Genomic DNA, 16,800 nt, shown 5'->3' with positions numbered 1-16,800 from the left:
AATCCTCTTCTGACGCATTTTCTACAGGCTATGCGTGACCCGTATCTGACTTTTCGGTCGTTGTGTCGTTTCTCACATGATGAAATGCCGCCATGGCCAGGTGCGGATTAAACGGGTTTCATTTCTCAGCAGGAATAATCGAAATCTGCCCGTTACTTTCCAGAATGGCATAGCGAATTTCATCGAGTTCGCACAGCCCATGATTTTGTCGCGCGACCAGCAAAATATCATCCTCGCTGACGTTCACTTTTTTCATCTTATCGGGAAAAGGCTGGCCGTTTTCAACCAGAATGGCCGGGCTGCCATCAATTAGTTGTTCAAACCCTTTGTGTTTCCTCTTGATGTAACCAAACAGCATATCCATTACTATCAGTGTGATAATGGTGATCATTGCGCCGGTGACGGAGAAATCGCTTCCCAGCAGCGCCTGTTGAGTTGCCTCACTGATGATGAGGAGCAGGATCAGATCAAAACTGGTCATCTGAAGCAGGGCTCTTCGCCCGGCTATTTTGAACACAAGGAGGAGGATCAGGTATATCGCAGCGGCTCTGAGGACCATTTCCATAAAGGTTACCTACGGATAAATAAACTGGCTGAAATGGATTTCGGGTTCATTGTTGACCTGCAGGGTATTACTAAAAGCGCCCGGCTTCCTTGGGGTAAGGGCCAGCCAGACTGAGAAGGTCGGCTGTTTGTCGGCGTGGTTATAGACCAGGTAGACATAACCCTTTTCGCTGTACATCCGGTCAGGCTGAGGTTTAATGCTGCCAATCTGAAATTCGTCCAGAAACGTTTTTCCAAAGCTGAGAATATAGTCCGGTGCGTTGAGCTCTTTGATGGAGACTTTGATTTCGTTTTCGCTGGTCAGGCGGCCAAACCGATCGTAATCGAGACGTAAGGTGTGCGTTTTATTCTGCAGGTGCTGCTCGCTAAACAGGCCGTTAGAAAATAACCCCAGCACTGCCGCCACAACAATACTTGTCAGTAAAATAAACCCTGCACGACTAAACTGATATTCAAAATTAAGGTTTTTTATATTTTCCTTAATACGGGGTTTTCTGAGCATCATGCATCAATACCTCAGCGTTTAATGGCCGCCCGGCCTCGCGAAGGCCGCCAAAAATCAGTCGGTTATATGACAAGAAGCGTAGCACTGGCCCTGGTGCTGTCAAACCCATCCCTTGGGCGAATAAAGGTCAAAATCCTCTGTATCCAGGCTGTGGACGGCGGCATTTCAAAGGGGAAAACGAAGCCATCCCGCTTTTATTTCGCTGACCCCTGCGCATCAATTTAACATTTTGACCACTTCCGGCGACGGGCTCATTTTTCTGCTTTACCTGCCAGGAAGGACTTGCGTATTGTGAAGGCCTGTCCCTCTGTCGCCCCTTTCACTATGACCGACCCGATTGTGACGATGTATCGCTCTCCCTTTGTTCTGTTAGCCATGATTGTTGGCCTGGCGATCAGTTTTACTGCTCAGGCACAAATGGGCGATCGACGAACGGTAACACAACCGGTTTATCCGCCGGTCTGCCAGCGTATCCCGGCCATGGATCAATATAATGTCAGTCAGACTATTCAACAGGCGCTGGATAGCTGCCCGCCCGGCAAAATGGTGCTGTTAGTACCCTCAACCCGTGCGAAGGTATTTTATAGCGGGCCACTGTCTTTGCCTTCGGGTGTCAGTCTGGGCATTGATAAGGGAGCGGTGTTGCGCGCGCTTCCGGATCCACGATTGTATGATAACGGGCGCGGAAGCTGTGGCACGCTGGATTCGCAGGGCAACGGTTGCAGGGCGTTTATTACTCTCAGTCATGTCCGCGGTAGCGGAATATACGGGCAGGGCATGATCGACGGGCAGGGTGGAGCCTCTGTCACCGGTAAGACGCAAACCTGGTGGCAACTGGCGGCCAGCGCCAAAAGTGATGACGCAAAGCAAAATGCGCCGCGGCTGATCCAGGTTGATCACGCCCGGGATATCACGCTGTATCAGATCACCCTGAAGAATGCGCCAAACTTTCACGTGGCTGTCAGTGACAGTGAGGGCATTACGCTATGGGGCATCACCATCGACACGCCCGCGACCGCACGAAACACCGACGGTGTGGATCCCATGGGGTCCAGCGATGTTACGTTAATCAACAGTCGGATCAGTACCGGTGATGACAATGTGGCGATTAAAGCCGGAAACGCACCGGCCTCGCATATTTCCATCGTGAATAACCAGTTTGGCTCTGGTCATGGTATGTCGATTGGCAGTGAAATAAACCGAGGCGTCAGCGATGTGCTGGTGAACGGGCTGACGTTAACCGGCACGACCAATGGCCTGCGCATCAAAAGCGACCGCTCGCGCGGTGGGCAGGTGCGGGCGGTTCGCTACCAAAACATTTGTATGCAGGATGTGGACAATCCCGTGGTCATTGATACGCATTATGATCCGCACGCCAGCGGCACGATGATCCCCGATTACCGGGATATCACCTTCGACAACGTCAGGACAGGCAACGGAAAAATTACGCTGGACGGGTACAGCGAGACGTTTCCGCTTGAGATGACGATAAAAAATGTCTCTATCGCTGAGCAGGCCACGGTAGTACAACGCTTTGCCATTATTCATGGTCAATTTACGCGGGCGCCTCAGACTGCGTGCCGTTAAACAGGTCGAGGGTTGCGCTATTCCCTGAGCGCTTTTTTCTCTGCCGCAGTGCCAGCATCGCTGCTATCCGGCTCACCGTACAACTGGTTTGCCGTATCATTCGGCCAGGACTCAATGGCACCGCAGGAATAGGTGTAACTGCCTAACGCCAGTGTATAGCGCAGCACGTTCTTATCGTCTTTTGCTGCGCCCCAGATCACCTCCAGCACAGCGTTATGCGTTTCGATAAAGTGCTTCGACAACTGATCGAACTTCACGGGCACGAAGCGGGAATAGCTATTGTCTGCAGTAAACGGGCTGCTGGACATGAACAGATCGGTTTCGCCACTTTCCCGGTTTTTCAGGCCCATAAGCATGATGTTATCGGTCGTTTTCAGCAGTTGCAGTGTGATGTCCTGTCTACAGCGCTGGTGCGCGCTGGCCTGCAAATTTCCCAGCAGCGGTGCGCGTAACGGCTGAGCGAGCACATTGCCAGCCAGCCATCCTGTCGCTGTTAACGTCAGTAATGCTTTAGAAATCGGTTTCATACTCTTAATAAATGAGTCGGTGGACAAAGCGCAAAGCATGAAGCGTTGCGCAGCGTGGTACCTTGATCTGCCACAGAGTAGGGTGCAACTGGCTGAAAAGTGAGGCGCTTACTGTTTTAGCGAGGGGTTTTATCGCGGCGTTCGGATCTGACGAGATAACATATGCTCTCCTGACGGTGTGCCCTGATGCTGTTGCTATGAACAGCGTGAAGCGGGGCAGCAGAGGCCAACACAACAGACGCGAACACAGCCTGATAAGGTGCGGCATTGTTGTCGAAACAGTCTCTCTATGGCGGTAAGTAGCAGAACAGAGGGAGACAGGCCACGCCAGCCGAAAAGGCCATCCGGCTTCGCGCCGAATGACACAGTAATAGCTTCTACCGTCTCGTGAAACAGAGTCAGGCAGACGGAGGTCTACGTCGCTGAATTAGCGCTTGTTTCCTTAACGAACTCAGCGAATGATAGAGCCAATCGCATCGTATCTGAGTGAACATTATGTTGATCAGCACGGAAACCGAACGGACGCATATCGCGGACAGCCGTCTTGCCTGCACGCTTGCCGCTGTCGCCGGCGCGTTAAACACGGCTGCCTTTGAGATAGTCGGTTTCTTCTCGGCCAATATGACAGGCAACGTATCCTCACTGTCGGATTATCTGGCCAAAGCCAATGTGCATCAGGGCATCTTTTTCCTGCTGATTGTCTTCATGTTCATTTTTGGCGCGATGGTATCGACGCTGATTATTAATGCCGGACGCCGACGGCAGATTCGCACAATCTACGCTGTGAATATTCTGCTGGAAGGTGCGGCGCTGGTGGCGCTGGGCATAACCGAAGCCCATTACACGCTGGCGTCGTCCGGCGCGCTGTTGATTCTGAGCCTGAGTTTTTTGATGGGACTGCAAAATGCGGTGGTGACCCGCATCTCCAATGCGCGCGTCAGAACGACACATGTCTCCGGCACCTCCACCGACATTGGAATCGAACTGGCGATGCTGTTTGATGTGCTTCGGCGTAAGGCGTCGCCAAAAGACGCGCCGCTGTATGTTGAGCGCCTGCGGCTGCATACTTACACGATCCTCTCTTTCCTGGCGGGCGGGATCGCCGGCATCGGGCTCTGGCATTTACTCAATTACTACTTCCTGGTGCTGATTGGGCTGGGACTGGTCATCCTGGCGCTGAGCGCTATGCGCAAGCGCCCCGCACTACCTGTAAGCTCTTAAGGCTTTTCCCTGCTGGAGGGGGCGGGAGCCAGCACCCTCAACGCATCATTAAGCAGGCGGAAATGGGCTGGCGTTTGCCCGATGATCTCACCATCTGCATTAATAAAGTGTGGCCGACGCGTTTGCAGTGTCAGGGCGGTCGTGCTGAACGTGCGGACATTGCGCCAGCGGCCATGAGTGCCGCGTCGCAGCGAAGGAAACAGCAACAGCAGTTGCCAGCTGCGTTTGATTTCGAGGCTGTAGACGTCCAGCAAGCCATCGTCAGGCGCGGCGCTTTGCTGTACGGTCATTCCGCCACCATAAAAGCGCCCATTGCCAACCGACACCTGCACGGTTTTAATGGCGGTTGCCTTGCCGCCATGAATCAGCGTGGCGCGGAAAGGCCGACTTTGCCGCAGAATGCGCAACGCGGCAAAGGCATAACCCAGCACGCCCCAGCGCTTTTTCGCCTGTGCCGTAAGATTACGAGCCAACTCAGCCGAGAAACCAATACTGGAGACGTTGAGAAACAGGTGACCATTGACCTCACCGAGATCCACAGAGCGCGTATGGCCCTGGCAAATGACACTGACCGCCTGTTCCAGTTGAGTGGGAATCCCCAGCGTTCGCGCAAAATCATTGGCGGTGCCCAGCGGAAGAATCCCCAGCGGCAGCCCGGTGCGCATCAGTCCCGGCGCTGCCGCATTGAGCGTGCCGTCGCCGCCGCCCACAATCACCCAATCGATTTGGCCGGCGTAAGCAGAAATAAGATCGGGGTAACTACGTCGATCGCCCGGGGCGGGCAGGATTAGATCAATGCCCGCCTGCTGCAGCAGTTCTGTGGCGCGGGCGGCATCAATGCGGCCCTTGCGTGAACGTTGATTGATCAATAACAGCGCAGTCTTTACCCTGTGCGGCATGCTTAATCCGTTTAAGAGATGACGTGTTAACGAGACGATTAGCAGAAAGTACACATGCGGGATTCTCTGTTACAACCTTGCTTGCGCTACTTTACGTAACGGCAAAAAAACACGCGAGTGACTACACTGCCAGTAAACCCAATGACAGACGAGGATGCCGATGACAGAACATCAATTCAGAACGCTGCTGGCTGAGAAAGGCTTTGCAGAACCGGTCATTGTCGAACGTGAAGCCCACAGTGAACTGGACCAGCACGATCATCCTTTTGAGGCGATGGCGCTGATTCTTGAAGGGGATATCACCCTGTTTACCGAAGACGGTGTCCGTACCTACCAGGTAGGCGACATTTTTCATTTGCAGGCCGGGCAACCGCACCGCGAGACGTTTGGCGCGCAGGGCGTACGTTATCTGGCAGGAAGAAAGTTGTCGTGATCGTTGAGATAGAAAAAACAATGTTTGAGGACCTGTTTGCGCGCCTGTCGCGCTCGCCTTTTCGCCAGCGTTTTCGTCTGGGTCGTAAAGAATACGATTACTGTCTTGCGAAAGGGCAGGCCGGGGTGCAACAGCACGCCGCCGGGTTTATCCACCAGCGTCTGTCCGCCGCCCATCCGGTGAATGACGGCAAGCAAACGCCGATGCGCGGTCATCCGGTCTTTATTGCTCAGCATGCGACGGCGACCTGCTGTCGCGGATGCCTGGCAAAGTGGCACGGTATTGCGCAACATCAGACGCTGACTGATAATCAGCAGGCTTATGTGGTAGCCGTGATCATGGACTGGATTCACCAGGCTATGCAGCAACCCCCGCCTCCACGTCGCGTGCGCAAACCTGCGGCACCGGACCCGTCGCCTCAGCAACTCGATTTGTTATAGGCAACGATTATACCTCTGGTGTCCTTTTAACCAGTCAGGTTCGCTATATTTCATTTCAGGTCTATTCTTAAATCGTTCTTTGGTCTCCTGTGCCAGGATAATTACGCAAGACGACAAATTTCACACAAGAGGGAATTACGATGAAGAAAGCAATTATTGCACTGTCTGCTGTTTTACTGGCCTCGCCAGTTTTCGCTGCTACCACAACGGATGAAACTGTCGCTGAAGCGCATAAAGGCGCAGATACCGCTAAAGAAAAACTGCATCAGACGCAGCACAAAGGCCAGGAGCTGAAGCTGAAGTCTGAGCATGCAGCGGAAGGTAAGAGCAACGCCACCTCAAGCAAAATCTCTGAAGGTGCGCAGAAAGGCTGGCACAAAACCAAAGAAGGCACCGAGAAAGGCTGGGATAAAACCAAGCAGGGTGCCGAAGACCTGAAAAACAAAGCGACCAACTAAGCCGCTTTTGTGTAGAAAAAACCCACCGCTGGTGGGTTTTTTTATTCCCTATTTCTGTTCGGGGTCGGCCGGAACGGTCTTAGCCTGTAAGGCTTCGGCCTTTGCCGCCTCTGCTTCTGCGGCATCCTGCTGCGCCGTATCAGACTGTTTTTTCCCCTCTTCGATAAACTCTTCATCGATTTCCTCAATGTTTTCGCGGTTATCGCGTCCGGACAGTAAATTCCAGCAGGCAATGAACAGGGCAGCAATCACCGGGCCGATGACGAAACCGTTGATGCCGTAGATTTCCATTCCGCCCAGGGTGGCGATCAGGATCAGGTAATCAGGCATTTTGGTGTCTTTGCCGACCAGCAGTGGGCGCAGGATGTTATCCACCAGCCCGACGATGACTACAAAGAAGCCCACAAGAAACAGCCCCTTCCACAACGCCCCGGTTGCGAAGAAGAAAATCGCAGCGGGCACCCAGATAATAGCGGAGCCGACGGCAGGAATAAGCGACAGGAAACCCATCAAGGCCCCCCAGAGCAGGCTGCCATCAATATCGGTAATCCAGAAGGAGAGCCCACCTAAAATCCCCTGTACCACACCGACCACGACCGTGCCTTTTACCGTCGCGCGCGACACGGCGGCAAACTTCTTAAACAGATGGTGTTTTACATAGGTAGACAGCGGCAGCGCTTCCAGAATCAGATGGACCAGGTACGATCCATCTTTCAACAGGAAGAACAGCAGATAGAGCATGATGCCGAAGCCGACGGTGAAGCTGAATGTCCCCTTACCGATGATAAAGGCGCTACCGGCCAGGTACTGGCCGCCTTTGAGGGCAAAGGCCGACAGCTTTTGCTGAATCTGCGTAGCATTGTCCAGGTTGTTTTCTGCAAGGTAATGTTTGGCCCAGCCTGGCAGATGTTGCAGCAGATCGGCGAAAACGACCGGGAACTGGGCCGAGTTGGTTTGCAGCTTGTGGTAAACCGTATTTACTTCGACCACCAGCGATGACGCAATAATCGCTAAAGGCGTAAAGACGATCAGACAGATGCACAACAGCGTCAGCAGGGCGGCAAGCCCGTTACGATCGCCCAGCTTGCCTCGCAAATACGTTTTCAGCGGATGGAAGATCACGGCCAGCACGGCAGCCCAGAGAATCGGCGAGAAGTAAGGCGCTAATACCTCGAAAAAAGCCACCGTCGCGATGGCCAGTATCAGCAGGAAAAACCCGATAGTAAGTCCTTTAAAGCGCATAGGATAACCTCATGTAAACATCCCTTGATAAGCACGTATGCCGATGCGGGCATTGGCCACCCGAAAGTGTATGAATGTGGCATCGGGAATCAACGATCAATTCTGTTTTTATTTTCTCCTCACGCTGCGTTGGCCAGCGCATTCTTCAGTCGCAGACAACCGACGAGAGACAGGCCATGTCGCGCCCCCGGCCGCGGCCGCGAACGATGCCTACCTTAGCGTAGCGGGTTCGGGCGGTTTTGCTGGCGCAGCGCGACAGATTTCTGAGATAAGCCTGCCACTGACGGCTGACGCGCGGCCCAGGCTTGCGAAATAAAACTGTCATACAGCAATGCTAGCGTGACAACCGGCAAGGTCAGAGAAAAAAGGAATAATAATGAAAATACACATTACCCTGATTGCGGCGGCGCTGTTCGTGACGCAACAGGCGCAGGCAATCCCGTTGTCTGAAGCCAGTGCGCTGGCGAACAAAACGTCTCAGGGCTCATCCAGTCCGGTATTCAATGCGCTTGAACTGCAGGCGCTGGCGGCAGAGCGCACGGCCATCCAGAACGGTGCACCTACGCTCAGCCGTGACCAGCTAAAACAGGCGAAACAAAGTGACAAACTCGCCGACTATCGCTGGCTGAAAGCCAGTGGCTACAATTTCCAGACCCAACCCCTGCAACAGGCGGGCATTGCGCTGTTATCGGGATTCAGTACGCTGCCGGATAACGTGATGAACGCTAACCGGGCCACAGTGACATCAATTAATCTTAATGCCACGCAGGGCGAACGCCGTCAGGCGCTGGCGGACGCCGAAGGGATTAGTTATCTGTATTTCCTTGCCGATGCCCTGGGACCGCGCTTAGGTAAAGCTTTTCTTGCGGCCTATGAAAAAGGCGAGCTGAGTAAAGCTGCCGCGCTGATAAAAGCCAGTGAAGTCAGCACCAGCGCGGCAAAAAAACACTTCGACTATCCACGTCCTTTCCTGCACAAAGGCAATACGATTCATCTGGTGCCGGATGACACGGTGATCAAAGATAACCAGCCTTATACGGCCGATGGGGGTTCTTTTCCCAGCGGACATACCAATACCGGCTACACCGATGCGTTATTGCTGGCTGAGATGATCCCGGAACGTTTTGATGCGTTGCTGCAACGGGGCGCGCGTTACGGGTATTCGCGGCTGGTTCTGGGCGTACATTATCCGCTGGACGTGATGGGATCGCGCATGGTGGCCCAATATAACGTTGCACATTATCTGAATGATGCTGCTTACCGGACGTTATTCGCAGAGGCTCGCCAGCAACTGCGCAGTGCGCTGGAAAAAGAGTGTGGTACCACATTAGCGGTGTGCGCAAAACCTGCGGGACAGGATGATCCCTATGGCACTGGCAGCATGAAGCCGTTTTACCGTTTCACCATGAGCTATAACCTGCCGAAGGTGGCAGGCAATAAGGCCAGGTTAACGGTTCCCGACGGCGCAGAGGTGTTGCTGGAAACCGCCTTGCCTCAACTGTCGGCGAAGCAGCGCCGTGCGCTGATGGTGAAAAGCGCGTTACCCGCCGGTTACCCACTGGGTGGGCCGGGCGCGGATCAGGCATTCTGGCAGCGGCTGGATTTAGATGCGGCCTACGCCCAGGCGAAGCACCGTTAACCTGTAACGGGCGGGAAACCCCGCCCGTGTTTGCTACAGCGTCGCCTGGGTTGGCGTCATGCCCGGCACCAGAATTACTTTTCGGCACGCTTCTTCCCGTTTTTCAAAGATGGCATAGCCCCGTGCCGCATCCTCCAGCGGCATATGGTGCGTCACAATCTCTTCCGGGGTTAAATGCCCTTTTTCGATGAGGCTGAGCAGGTCGGGCAGATAAGCATGAACATGCGTCTGGCCCATTTTGAAGGTCAGGCCCTTGTCAAACGCATCGCCGAACAGGAAGCCGTGAATAAAGCCGGCGTACACACCGGGCACGCTGACAATCCCGCCCCGGCGAACGGCCGCAATACACTGACGTAACGCTTTCCCGCTGCTGCCTTCCAGTTTCAGGTTAGTTAATACCGTTTCTGTCAGGCTGCCCTTGGCTTCAAAACCAACGGCGTCAATGACCGCATCCACGCCGCGATGGCCCGCACTGTGCTCAATGATCCAGGCGGCGGGATCGTCAGTTTTATCGAAATTAATCGGAATCACACCATAACGTTCCCGGGCAAAGTCCAGCCGGTAGTCATTATGATCGATCATATAGATCTGTTCTGCGCCCTCCAGGCGGGCGCAGGCGGCGCTGAGTAAGCCGACGGGGCCAGCACCAAAGATCGCGACGCTTGAACCCGGCTTGATTTCAGCGTTTTTGACCGCCTGCCAGGCGGTCGGCAGGATATCAGACAGAAACAGCACTTTCTCGTCCGGGAGCGTTGCAGGCACTTTAAACGGACCGGTATTCGCTTTGGGAACACGGACATATTCCGCCTGACCGCCGGGGATACCGCCGTACAGTTTGCTGTAGCCAAACAGGGCCGCGGGTGGCGTAATTTTTTTGCGGTTTAAGATCGCGCCTCTTCCGCTGTTGGTGTTTTCGCACGCGGCGTACTGATGCAGATGACAAAAAAAGCAGTCGCCGCAGGCAATCACAAACGGAATCACCACCCGATCACCTTTTGCCACGGCGGTCACTGCGCGACCGGCTTCCACCACTTCGCCCATGAACTCGTGGCCAAAAATGTCGCCATGATCCGTACCCGGGATTTTTCCCCGGTACAGGTGCAGATCTGAGCCACAAATAGCCGTGGCGGTAACGCGAAGAATAATATCATCGGCCGCTTCCAGACCGGGATCGGCAACATTATCAACGCTGACTTTATGCGGACCATGCCAGGTTAAGGCTTTCATGTAGTTGACTCCTGTAAACCGGTGAAGGACAGCAACGGCGCGGTCGGCGATACCAGCCCGACAACAGTCGTCGCCAAAATTTGTAAGGGTGCTTGAAGTGTAGTGAGGGAAAAACGGGTAAGCAGAGCGGTGGGGTGAAACCATGAAACAACCACGGCCTGTAAAGCCTTTCCTGTAGGGGATGATGCGCATAACCCGCCCGGAATCTGCACGATATGACGCATTACTTGAACTCAGGTCGTCAGATAGTGTAAAAAAACGCACGCGCAATCGATTACGCAGCGGCAGCCTGAGGCATTCCTGTCGCCCGCGTTTACCTGTTCCCTCTGAGAACGGCCACACTTTTACCCGCAACTGGCCGCCTTTGCGGCTGATGCATACTCTGGAAAAGCTAATGAAAACCTCGCACACCCGCCCCCTGGAATCTGCCCGCATTACAGAAGAAACGGGCTGGCGTAAAACGGATACCGTCTGGATGCTGGGGCTTTACGGCACCGCAATCGGCGCAGGCGTCCTGTTTCTGCCCATCAATGCGGGGATGGGCGGTCTGTTGCCGCTGATAATTATGGCGCTGCTGGCTTTTCCGCTGACATTTTTTGCCCATCGCGCCTTAACGCGTTTCGTGCTGTCAGGCAGTCATCCGGCGGGCGACATCACGGATGTGGTGGAGGAGCATTTTGGGGCTGGCGCAGGCAGGTTGATCACGCTGCTCTATTTCTTTGCTATCTACCCCATTTTGCTGATGTACAGCGTGGCGATGACGAATACGGTCGAAAGCCTGATGGTCAATCAACTTGGGTTGACTGCGCCCCCGCGCGCCTTACTGGCGCTGCTGTTAATTGTGGGCATGATGACGGTGGTGCGCTTCGGCCAGACCATGATTGTCAAGGCGATGAGCGTGCTGGTTTATCCCTTCGTCGCGGTGCTGATGTTGATGGCCGTCTGCCTGATTCCTCACTGGCACGGCGCCGCACTACAAACGTTGCACAGCGGCGGCGGCAACCTGTGGAGCACGTTGTGGCTGGCCCTGCCGGTGATGGTCTTTTCTTTTAATCACTCGCCGATTATCTCATCATTTGCGGTGGCCAAACGTCAGGAATACGGCGCGCAGGCTGAGCAAAAATGCTCACGGATTCTGGCCTGCGCGCACCTGTTAATGGTGCTGACCGTCATGTTCTTTGTGTTCAGCTGTGTGCTGAGCCTGTCCCCTGATGACCTGCGGTCAGCGAAAGCTCAGAACATTACGATATTGTCCTATCTGGCGAACCATTTTAATGCGCCGCTGATCGCCTGGACGGGGCCGGTAATCGTCATGGTCGCAATCGCTAAATCCTTTCTCGGGCACTACTTAGGGGCACGCGAAGGGTTTAACGGCATCGTTAACAAAGCGCTGCGTAGCCGGGGCAAGACGATTGCGCCTCAGCGGCTGAATCGCCTGACGGCAGGCTTTATGCTGCTGACGACCTGGTTGGTGGCGACGCTCGATCCTAATATTCTGAGCATGATTGAAACCCTGGGCGGCCCGGTGATTGCGGTCATTCTGTTTTTAATGCCGATGTACGCTATTCATCGTGTTCCTGCCATGCGCCAATACAGCGGCAAGCTCAGTAATGTCTTTGTGGTGGCCAGTGGGCTGATTGCCATTTCCGCTATTTTCTATTCGCTTTTGCAGGCGTGACTGACGGGCGGCTGGCAACGCCGCCCTGTGTTTCTGCCGGACAGCGATCCTCCGTTCACGGCTTCAGACGTATTCGTTAAAAAAAGTTTTAAATTTTTTACGAATTTGCATGTTAAAGTTAACGAGAATAATTCTTATTCCTTAACAGGGTTACTAAACATGAAATTCGGTATTTTTGCAGCAACATTGTTGGCCTCAACCGTCTGTTCGGCAACGACGTATCCTGTCACCGTCACCGACATGGATGGCCAGCGTATCACGCTGCAGAAAGAGCCCCGGCACATCATTTTGCAGGACGGGCGCGACATTATGGCGCTGGCGTTGCTGGATCGTGATAATCCGTTCAAACGCGTCGTGGCCTGGAACAATCTGCCCAAAAAGCAGGACACGCAAACGTGGGCGCTGCTGGAGAAAACCTGGCCGCAGGCTGCCAGTATTGTGGATATGGGATTCAACGATCAGGGACAGGTGAACCTTGAAAGCGTGCTGGCGCAGAAGCCGGATCTGATGATTGCGCAACTGCGTGCCAAACCGGCGCTGATGCAATCTGGGGTACTGACCACGTTGAAAAGCCTGAATATCCCGGTCGTGTTTGTCGATGACGAACTGCATCCTAAGCAAAACACGGTGCCAGGGATAACGTTGCTGGGCAGCGTGCTGAACCGTGAAGCGGAGGCGAAAGCCTATACAGATTTTTATCAACAGCGCTGGCATGCGCTGCAAACGAAAATCGATCAGGTCAAAAACAAGCCTACCGTCTTTATTGAACCTATCGCCGGTAACAGCGACAGCTGCTGTTTTACCCACGCTCACAGCGGCTGGGGCGGGCTGGTTGAGGCGGTCGGCGGCAAAAATATTGGCTCGTCACTGCTGCCCGGTAATGCCGGTTTTGTGTCGCTGGAGAAGATCATCGCCATGAAGCCGGACGTTTACATCATGACTGGCTCGAAACGGTCCAACAGCAACGTGTTGCCGCTGGGCTACGGGGCGAATAAACAGGATGTCGCCACCACTTTTACCACATTACTAAAACGCACAGGGCTGGCGCAGATTGAGCCGGTGAAACAGGGAAAGACCTACGGGATTTATCACCACTTTTATAACCATCCCTACAACATTATTGGTATGGAAATTCTGGCAAAAGATCTTTATCCAAAGCAGTTTAGTGACCTGGATCCTACCGCGGATTACCACAACATTATCCGCCAGTTTACTAAATTACCGGATGCGCCCGTCATGCTGAGTTATCCCTGATACCTTTCCCTGAGGCGCGAACCTGTTGACCGCCGCGTGCAGGCTGAATTATGTGTTGAGTCAGCCTGCATAACGCGCTGCGGTTGAGGCTGATCCGCTTATCGGAAAGGATTCCGTTACGTTGCCGATGACCGCGCGCCTCTGGCTGACGCGCTTTCGTGCCGTTTAACATCATGGTCGGGCTGACCCTGCTCGCCTGATTACGCGTGAGTCTCTGCTGTCACCCTGTTGTTCTTCCACCTGCGGCGTCGTTCAGCGCGTCCTGAGACACGGCGCTTTCATCTGCTGACTTTTAAGAGTTTTGGCGATACTTATTGTGACGCCTCATGCCGATAGTAGTCATAACGGCGCGTCGTCGCCGTTACACTGGAGGCAGTACCATGAAAAAAATAAAATCAGTTTTAGTGAGTGTCCTTTTAGCATACAGCACCCTGTACAGCCTGCCGGGACTGGCGGATGGCCCCGGTGGTCCTGGTGGCCCATGGCATCATCCGGGACGCGGTCCTGATGGTTTCGGCCCGCCGGGCCTGCGACGCGAAGGACCGCCGGGACCGGGTGGACCGCCACCGCCTGATGCGCGTCGTGACTACGACCACGATCGGTTTGCGTGGGAAGGGCATGAATTCCGGCGCGGCCGACCCGTTCCACGGGAATATTGCGGCGACAGATACCGGATCGATGACTGGCGTGAGCGCGGGTTGAGAGAGCCACCGGAAGGGCAGCACTGGGCGGATATCGATGGTAACTATGTGCTGATTGCAGCGGCCACCGGCATTATCACCTCACTCATCCTCAACAACGCGTTTCATTGATCACCATACAGGGATGGCAGATGCCATCCCTTTTTTATGCCACATGCGCTGCATTATCAGGCTATTCTGACAGTGAATCCTGAACGTTTCCCTGCTAAGGAGTTCTGATGACCACGGTAAAAATGGTTGCCGTTGATATGGATGGCACCTTTCTGGATGACAAAAAGCAGTACAACCGCGCCCGTTTTCTTGCCTGTTACCACCAGCTCAGCCAGCGAAACATCAGGTTTGTGGTCGCCAGTGGCAATCAATACCACCAACTGCGGTCGTTTTTTCCTGAGATCGCCAGCGAGATCGCGTTCGTCGCTGAAAATGGCGCACTGATTATCGACAGGGATGAAGAGCTGTTCTGTGGCGCGTTCTCACGCAGCGACATCGATGCCGTGCTCGATACGTTGAAAAACGGACACTATCCCGACCTGCGTTATCTGCTTTGTGGACGAAACAGCGCCTATTATTTTGAGGGAATGGATGAAACGTGGCTGGTGAAGATGCGTCACTACTGTCACCGGCTTAAGCCAATACGTACGCTTGATGAGGTGGCTGACGATCGGATACTGAAATTTGCGCTGAATCTGTCAGACGATTACGTCGAGCCTTTAATGGCGGATATTGGTCGCCTGCACACAGGATCGGCAGCAGCCACATCCAGCGGTCACGGCTCGGTAGATTTAATCGTGCCCGGTCAGCATAAAGCCAATGGCCTGAACCTGCTGGCACAGCGCTGGGACATTTCCCACGATCAGGTGCTGGCCTTTGGTGATGGCGGTAACGATCTGGAAATGCTCCAGCAGTCCGGGTACAGCTTCGCCATGCGCAATGCGCCGCAACGGGTAAAGCAAACGGCGCGTTTTTTGGCTCCCGGAAACAATGAGGAAGGTGTCCTGCAGGTGATTGAACAGATGCTGGCAGGGGAAGCGCCGTTCAATACAGCGGCAGCGCAGCAGAGGTAGTGGCCTGATGCGGGCGGGCAAAACGCCCGCCCGTGGGCTACGCGGTGACGGCCCAGGCACGAACAAGCATGTCGTGCATCTCATCTTTACTGTAGCTGATCAGACTGTTTTTACTGTTCGCGCGGGCCAGAATCCAGGCCACGTCCGCTTCGCTCAGCGTCGGGCCATCCAGCCAGAATGCGGTAATCGCGGTACGTTGCAGCCAGGCTTTCAGGTCACGTGCCGGAGAGTCCGTGTGCGTGCCAAACAGCTGCTGATGCATGTCGGCCATCAACTGACGTTGTTCAGGATGCTGGCTCACGGCCAGATGGTCCAGAAACGTGAATAACAGCCTGCCGCAGACTTCGCCATGATGGAAAGGCTTTATCGCCCCCAACTCGCCCGCAATACCGTGAATCACGCCCAGACCGGCAGTGCTCAGGCTGACACCGCCCAGCCAGGAAGCCATCATCATCGCCTCACGCGCCCGATCGCCTGTTTCATCCAACTGGTTCAAGGCCGGCCAGGCCTGGATAAACTGACGCAGCCCGCTCAAGGCCATCTGACGGGTAAAGTGGTTGCCCTTGCCAGACAGGTAGGCTTCAAACAGATGTGTGAAGGCATCGATCCCGCAGGTCGCCAGCACAGTATCGGGGGCGCCTTTGAGTAAGTCGGGATCCAGGATGGCGACCTGCGGCACAAATACCGGATGACGCAGCGACGCTTTGATCTGGATATCCTGCTGGTCGGTCACCACCGCGTTTTGGGTAACTTCGCTGCCGGTGCCCGCCGTGGTCGGAACGGCGATGAGGGGAAGGGTAACCGGGTTGACCGCCGTATCGCCGACTTTTTCCAGATAACGGGCCGTGGAGAGTGGATGCTGAATCATGGCGCTAAAGGCTTTAGCCGCATCCAGTACGCTTCCGCCGCCTATCGCGACGACCCGATCAACATGCCCTCGCCAGCGGGTGACCCAGCCATCAATATCCGCCGGGGAAGCCTCATGGCTGACAATTTCATAACCCACAATATGATCGTTCAGGGTGGTTTTGATACGTGCATAAGCTTCCCCCTGCAAAAATGACCGGCCGCAAAAGAGCAGAGTGGCCTGGGGTTGGGCAGCCAGCAGAGGAATCAGCTTGCTGAGGCTTCCCCGGCCAAAAAGAGTATGTTGATTGCTGTACAGCTCACTCAGATTGTCACTCACCCGCGCATCCTTTTGTCTCTTCGCTAAGCTTTGAGTGTAACGAAAACCCAACGTCAGGCCTCAAGAAACTTTCTGATAGCGGTCGGTTAAAAAGTTGATCACCTTCGCAAAACGTAAATTCATCCCTGGCGGGGTGATGCGCGAGTCGGGATGTTACCCTTAACATGTTATCGGT

The 16,800-nt window shown here is 54.4% G+C and carries 17 protein-coding genes; 10 read left to right on the top strand and 7 right to left on the bottom strand.

Annotated elements, in window-relative coordinates; all coding sequences use genetic code 11:
- Window positions 1-118 precede the first annotated feature (118 nt).
- Window positions 119-565: a DUF421 domain-containing protein gene (locus RAC65_RS07860; RefSeq protein ID WP_033737433.1), complete on the bottom strand. Its 447-nt coding sequence runs from the start codon at window positions 563-565 to the stop codon at window positions 119-121.
- A 9-nt stretch (window positions 566-574) separates the two neighbouring features.
- Window positions 575-1,069: a hypothetical protein gene (locus RAC65_RS07855; protein ID WP_054688007.1), complete on the bottom strand. Its 495-nt coding sequence runs from the start codon at window positions 1,067-1,069 to the stop codon at window positions 575-577.
- Between the two features lie 291 nt (window positions 1,070-1,360).
- Here RAC65_RS07855 and RAC65_RS07850 point away from each other — a divergent pair, with 291 nt between their 5' ends.
- Complete coding sequence (locus RAC65_RS07850; RefSeq protein WP_241492890.1) at window positions 1,361-2,656, top strand: glycoside hydrolase family 28 protein; 1,296 nt, start codon at window positions 1,361-1,363, stop codon at window positions 2,654-2,656.
- Window positions 2,657-2,673: 17 nt separating this feature from the next.
- Here RAC65_RS07850 and RAC65_RS07845 read toward each other — a convergent pair whose 3' ends face one another.
- Window positions 2,674-3,183 carry a hypothetical protein gene (locus RAC65_RS07845; protein ID WP_058701117.1) on the bottom strand — a complete coding sequence of 170 codons (510 nt, stop codon included), beginning with the start codon at window positions 3,181-3,183 and terminating at the stop codon, window positions 2,674-2,676.
- Between the two features lie 495 nt (window positions 3,184-3,678).
- Here RAC65_RS07845 and RAC65_RS07840 point away from each other — a divergent pair, with 495 nt between their 5' ends.
- A complete protein-coding gene (locus RAC65_RS07840; protein ID WP_058701116.1) occupies window positions 3,679-4,404 on the top strand; it encodes a YoaK family protein in 726 nt (241 codons plus the stop codon).
- Here RAC65_RS07840 and RAC65_RS07835 read toward each other — a convergent pair.
- Window positions 4,401-5,303 carry a lipid kinase gene (locus RAC65_RS07835; RefSeq protein WP_058701115.1) on the bottom strand — a complete coding sequence of 301 codons (903 nt, stop codon included), beginning with the start codon at window positions 5,301-5,303 and terminating at the stop codon, window positions 4,401-4,403. The genes RAC65_RS07840 and RAC65_RS07835 overlap by 4 nt on opposite strands.
- 160 nt (window positions 5,304-5,463) lie before the next feature.
- On the opposite strand from RAC65_RS07835, the gene RAC65_RS07830 reads away from it, so the two are divergent.
- The 3 genes from RAC65_RS07830 to RAC65_RS07820 all read left to right on the top strand — a co-directional run bounded on the left by RAC65_RS07830 (window position 5,464) and on the right by RAC65_RS07820 (window position 6,634).
- Window positions 5,464-5,736, top strand: coding sequence for a cupin domain-containing protein (locus tag RAC65_RS07830; RefSeq protein WP_033737438.1), 273 nt, complete (start codon window positions 5,464-5,466; stop codon window positions 5,734-5,736).
- 20 nt (window positions 5,737-5,756) lie between these two features.
- Window positions 5,757-6,176 carry a DUF4186 domain-containing protein gene (locus RAC65_RS07825; protein WP_039342914.1) on the top strand — a complete coding sequence of 140 codons (420 nt, stop codon included), beginning with the start codon at window positions 5,757-5,759 and terminating at the stop codon, window positions 6,174-6,176.
- A gap of 140 nt (window positions 6,177-6,316) precedes the next feature.
- Window positions 6,317-6,634: a hypothetical protein gene (locus tag RAC65_RS07820; protein WP_033737439.1), complete on the top strand. Its 318-nt coding sequence runs from the start codon at window positions 6,317-6,319 to the stop codon at window positions 6,632-6,634.
- Window positions 6,635-6,682: 48 nt separating this feature from the next.
- On the opposite strand, the gene RAC65_RS07815 is transcribed toward RAC65_RS07820, so the two are convergent.
- Window positions 6,683-7,876, bottom strand: coding sequence for an AI-2E family transporter (locus RAC65_RS07815; RefSeq protein ID WP_058701114.1), 1,194 nt, complete (start codon window positions 7,874-7,876; stop codon window positions 6,683-6,685).
- A 376-nt stretch (window positions 7,877-8,252) separates the two neighbouring features.
- On the opposite strand from RAC65_RS07815, the gene RAC65_RS07810 reads away from it, so the two are divergent.
- On the top strand, window positions 8,253-9,515 hold the full coding sequence (locus RAC65_RS07810) for a phosphatase PAP2 family protein (protein ID WP_058701113.1): 1,263 nt from the start codon (window positions 8,253-8,255) through the stop codon (window positions 9,513-9,515).
- Window positions 9,516-9,548: 33 nt separating this feature from the next.
- On the opposite strand, the gene RAC65_RS07805 is transcribed toward RAC65_RS07810, so the two are convergent.
- Window positions 9,549-10,742 (bottom strand): zinc-dependent alcohol dehydrogenase, encoded by a 1,194-nt coding sequence (locus tag RAC65_RS07805; protein WP_054634334.1) that lies wholly within the window; start codon window positions 10,740-10,742, stop codon window positions 9,549-9,551.
- Between the two features lie 394 nt (window positions 10,743-11,136).
- On the opposite strand from RAC65_RS07805, the gene RAC65_RS07800 reads away from it, so the two are divergent.
- The 4 genes from RAC65_RS07800 (at window position 11,137) to RAC65_RS07785 (ending at window position 15,439) form a co-directional block, all read left to right on the top strand.
- The gene (locus RAC65_RS07800; RefSeq protein WP_375096552.1) at window positions 11,137-12,420 is read left to right on the top strand and encodes an HAAAP family serine/threonine permease; all 1,284 of its coding nucleotides are present in this window, start codon (window positions 11,137-11,139) and stop codon (window positions 12,418-12,420) included.
- 159 nt (window positions 12,421-12,579) lie between these two features.
- On the top strand, window positions 12,580-13,674 hold the full coding sequence (locus RAC65_RS07795; protein WP_039342958.1) for an ABC transporter substrate-binding protein: 1,095 nt from the start codon (window positions 12,580-12,582) through the stop codon (window positions 13,672-13,674).
- Window positions 13,675-14,054: 380 nt separating this feature from the next.
- Window positions 14,055-14,486: an RcnB family protein gene (locus RAC65_RS07790; protein WP_033737446.1), complete on the top strand. Its 432-nt coding sequence runs from the start codon at window positions 14,055-14,057 to the stop codon at window positions 14,484-14,486.
- Between the two features lie 107 nt (window positions 14,487-14,593).
- The gene (locus tag RAC65_RS07785) at window positions 14,594-15,439 is read left to right on the top strand and encodes a Cof-type HAD-IIB family hydrolase (RefSeq protein ID WP_375096551.1); all 846 of its coding nucleotides are present in this window, start codon (window positions 14,594-14,596) and stop codon (window positions 15,437-15,439) included.
- 37 nt (window positions 15,440-15,476) lie between these two features.
- Here the strand turns inward: RAC65_RS07785 and RAC65_RS07780 are convergent, their stop codons facing one another.
- On the bottom strand, window positions 15,477-16,625 hold the full coding sequence (locus RAC65_RS07780; protein ID WP_205954311.1) for an iron-containing alcohol dehydrogenase: 1,149 nt from the start codon (window positions 16,623-16,625) through the stop codon (window positions 15,477-15,479).
- Window positions 16,626-16,800: the final 175 nt, after the last annotated feature.

The sequence above is a fragment of the Pantoea sp. BS_8 genome, from assembly GCF_041954965.1.
GTDB classification, from domain to species: Bacteria; Pseudomonadota; Gammaproteobacteria; order Enterobacterales; family Enterobacteriaceae; genus Pantoea; species Pantoea stewartii.
This window is presented reverse-complemented; position numbering and strand designations above follow the sequence as displayed.

Bases quoted from the DNA above. Each gene is read 5' to 3' on its own strand.
- RAC65_RS07860 (WP_033737433.1), bottom strand. From the start codon at position 565: ATGGAAATGGTCCTCAGAGCCGCTGCGATATACCTGATCCTCCTCCTT.
- RAC65_RS07855 (WP_054688007.1), bottom strand. From the start codon at position 1,069: ATGATGCTCAGAAAACCCCGTATTAAGGAAAATATAAAAAACCTTAAT.
- RAC65_RS07845 (WP_058701117.1), bottom strand. From the start codon at position 3,183: ATGAAACCGATTTCTAAAGCATTACTGACGTTAACAGCGACAGGATGG.
- RAC65_RS07840 (WP_058701116.1), top strand. From the start codon at position 3,679: ATGTTGATCAGCACGGAAACCGAACGGACGCATATCGCGGACAGCCGT.
- RAC65_RS07835 (WP_058701115.1), bottom strand. From the start codon at position 5,303: ATGCCGCACAGGGTAAAGACTGCGCTGTTATTGATCAATCAACGTTCA.
- RAC65_RS07830 (WP_033737438.1), top strand. From the start codon at position 5,464: ATGACAGAACATCAATTCAGAACGCTGCTGGCTGAGAAAGGCTTTGCA.
- RAC65_RS07825 (WP_039342914.1), top strand. From the start codon at position 5,757: ATGTTTGAGGACCTGTTTGCGCGCCTGTCGCGCTCGCCTTTTCGCCAG.
- RAC65_RS07820 (WP_033737439.1), top strand. From the start codon at position 6,317: ATGAAGAAAGCAATTATTGCACTGTCTGCTGTTTTACTGGCCTCGCCA.
- RAC65_RS07815 (WP_058701114.1), bottom strand. From the start codon at position 7,876: ATGCGCTTTAAAGGACTTACTATCGGGTTTTTCCTGCTGATACTGGCC.
- RAC65_RS07810 (WP_058701113.1), top strand. From the start codon at position 8,253: ATGAAAATACACATTACCCTGATTGCGGCGGCGCTGTTCGTGACGCAA.
- RAC65_RS07805 (WP_054634334.1), bottom strand. From the start codon at position 10,742: ATGAAAGCCTTAACCTGGCATGGTCCGCATAAAGTCAGCGTTGATAAT.
- RAC65_RS07800 (WP_375096552.1), top strand. From the start codon at position 11,137: ATGAAAACCTCGCACACCCGCCCCCTGGAATCTGCCCGCATTACAGAA.
- RAC65_RS07795 (WP_039342958.1), top strand. From the start codon at position 12,580: ATGAAATTCGGTATTTTTGCAGCAACATTGTTGGCCTCAACCGTCTGT.
- RAC65_RS07790 (WP_033737446.1), top strand. From the start codon at position 14,055: ATGAAAAAAATAAAATCAGTTTTAGTGAGTGTCCTTTTAGCATACAGC.
- RAC65_RS07785 (WP_375096551.1), top strand. From the start codon at position 14,594: ATGACCACGGTAAAAATGGTTGCCGTTGATATGGATGGCACCTTTCTG.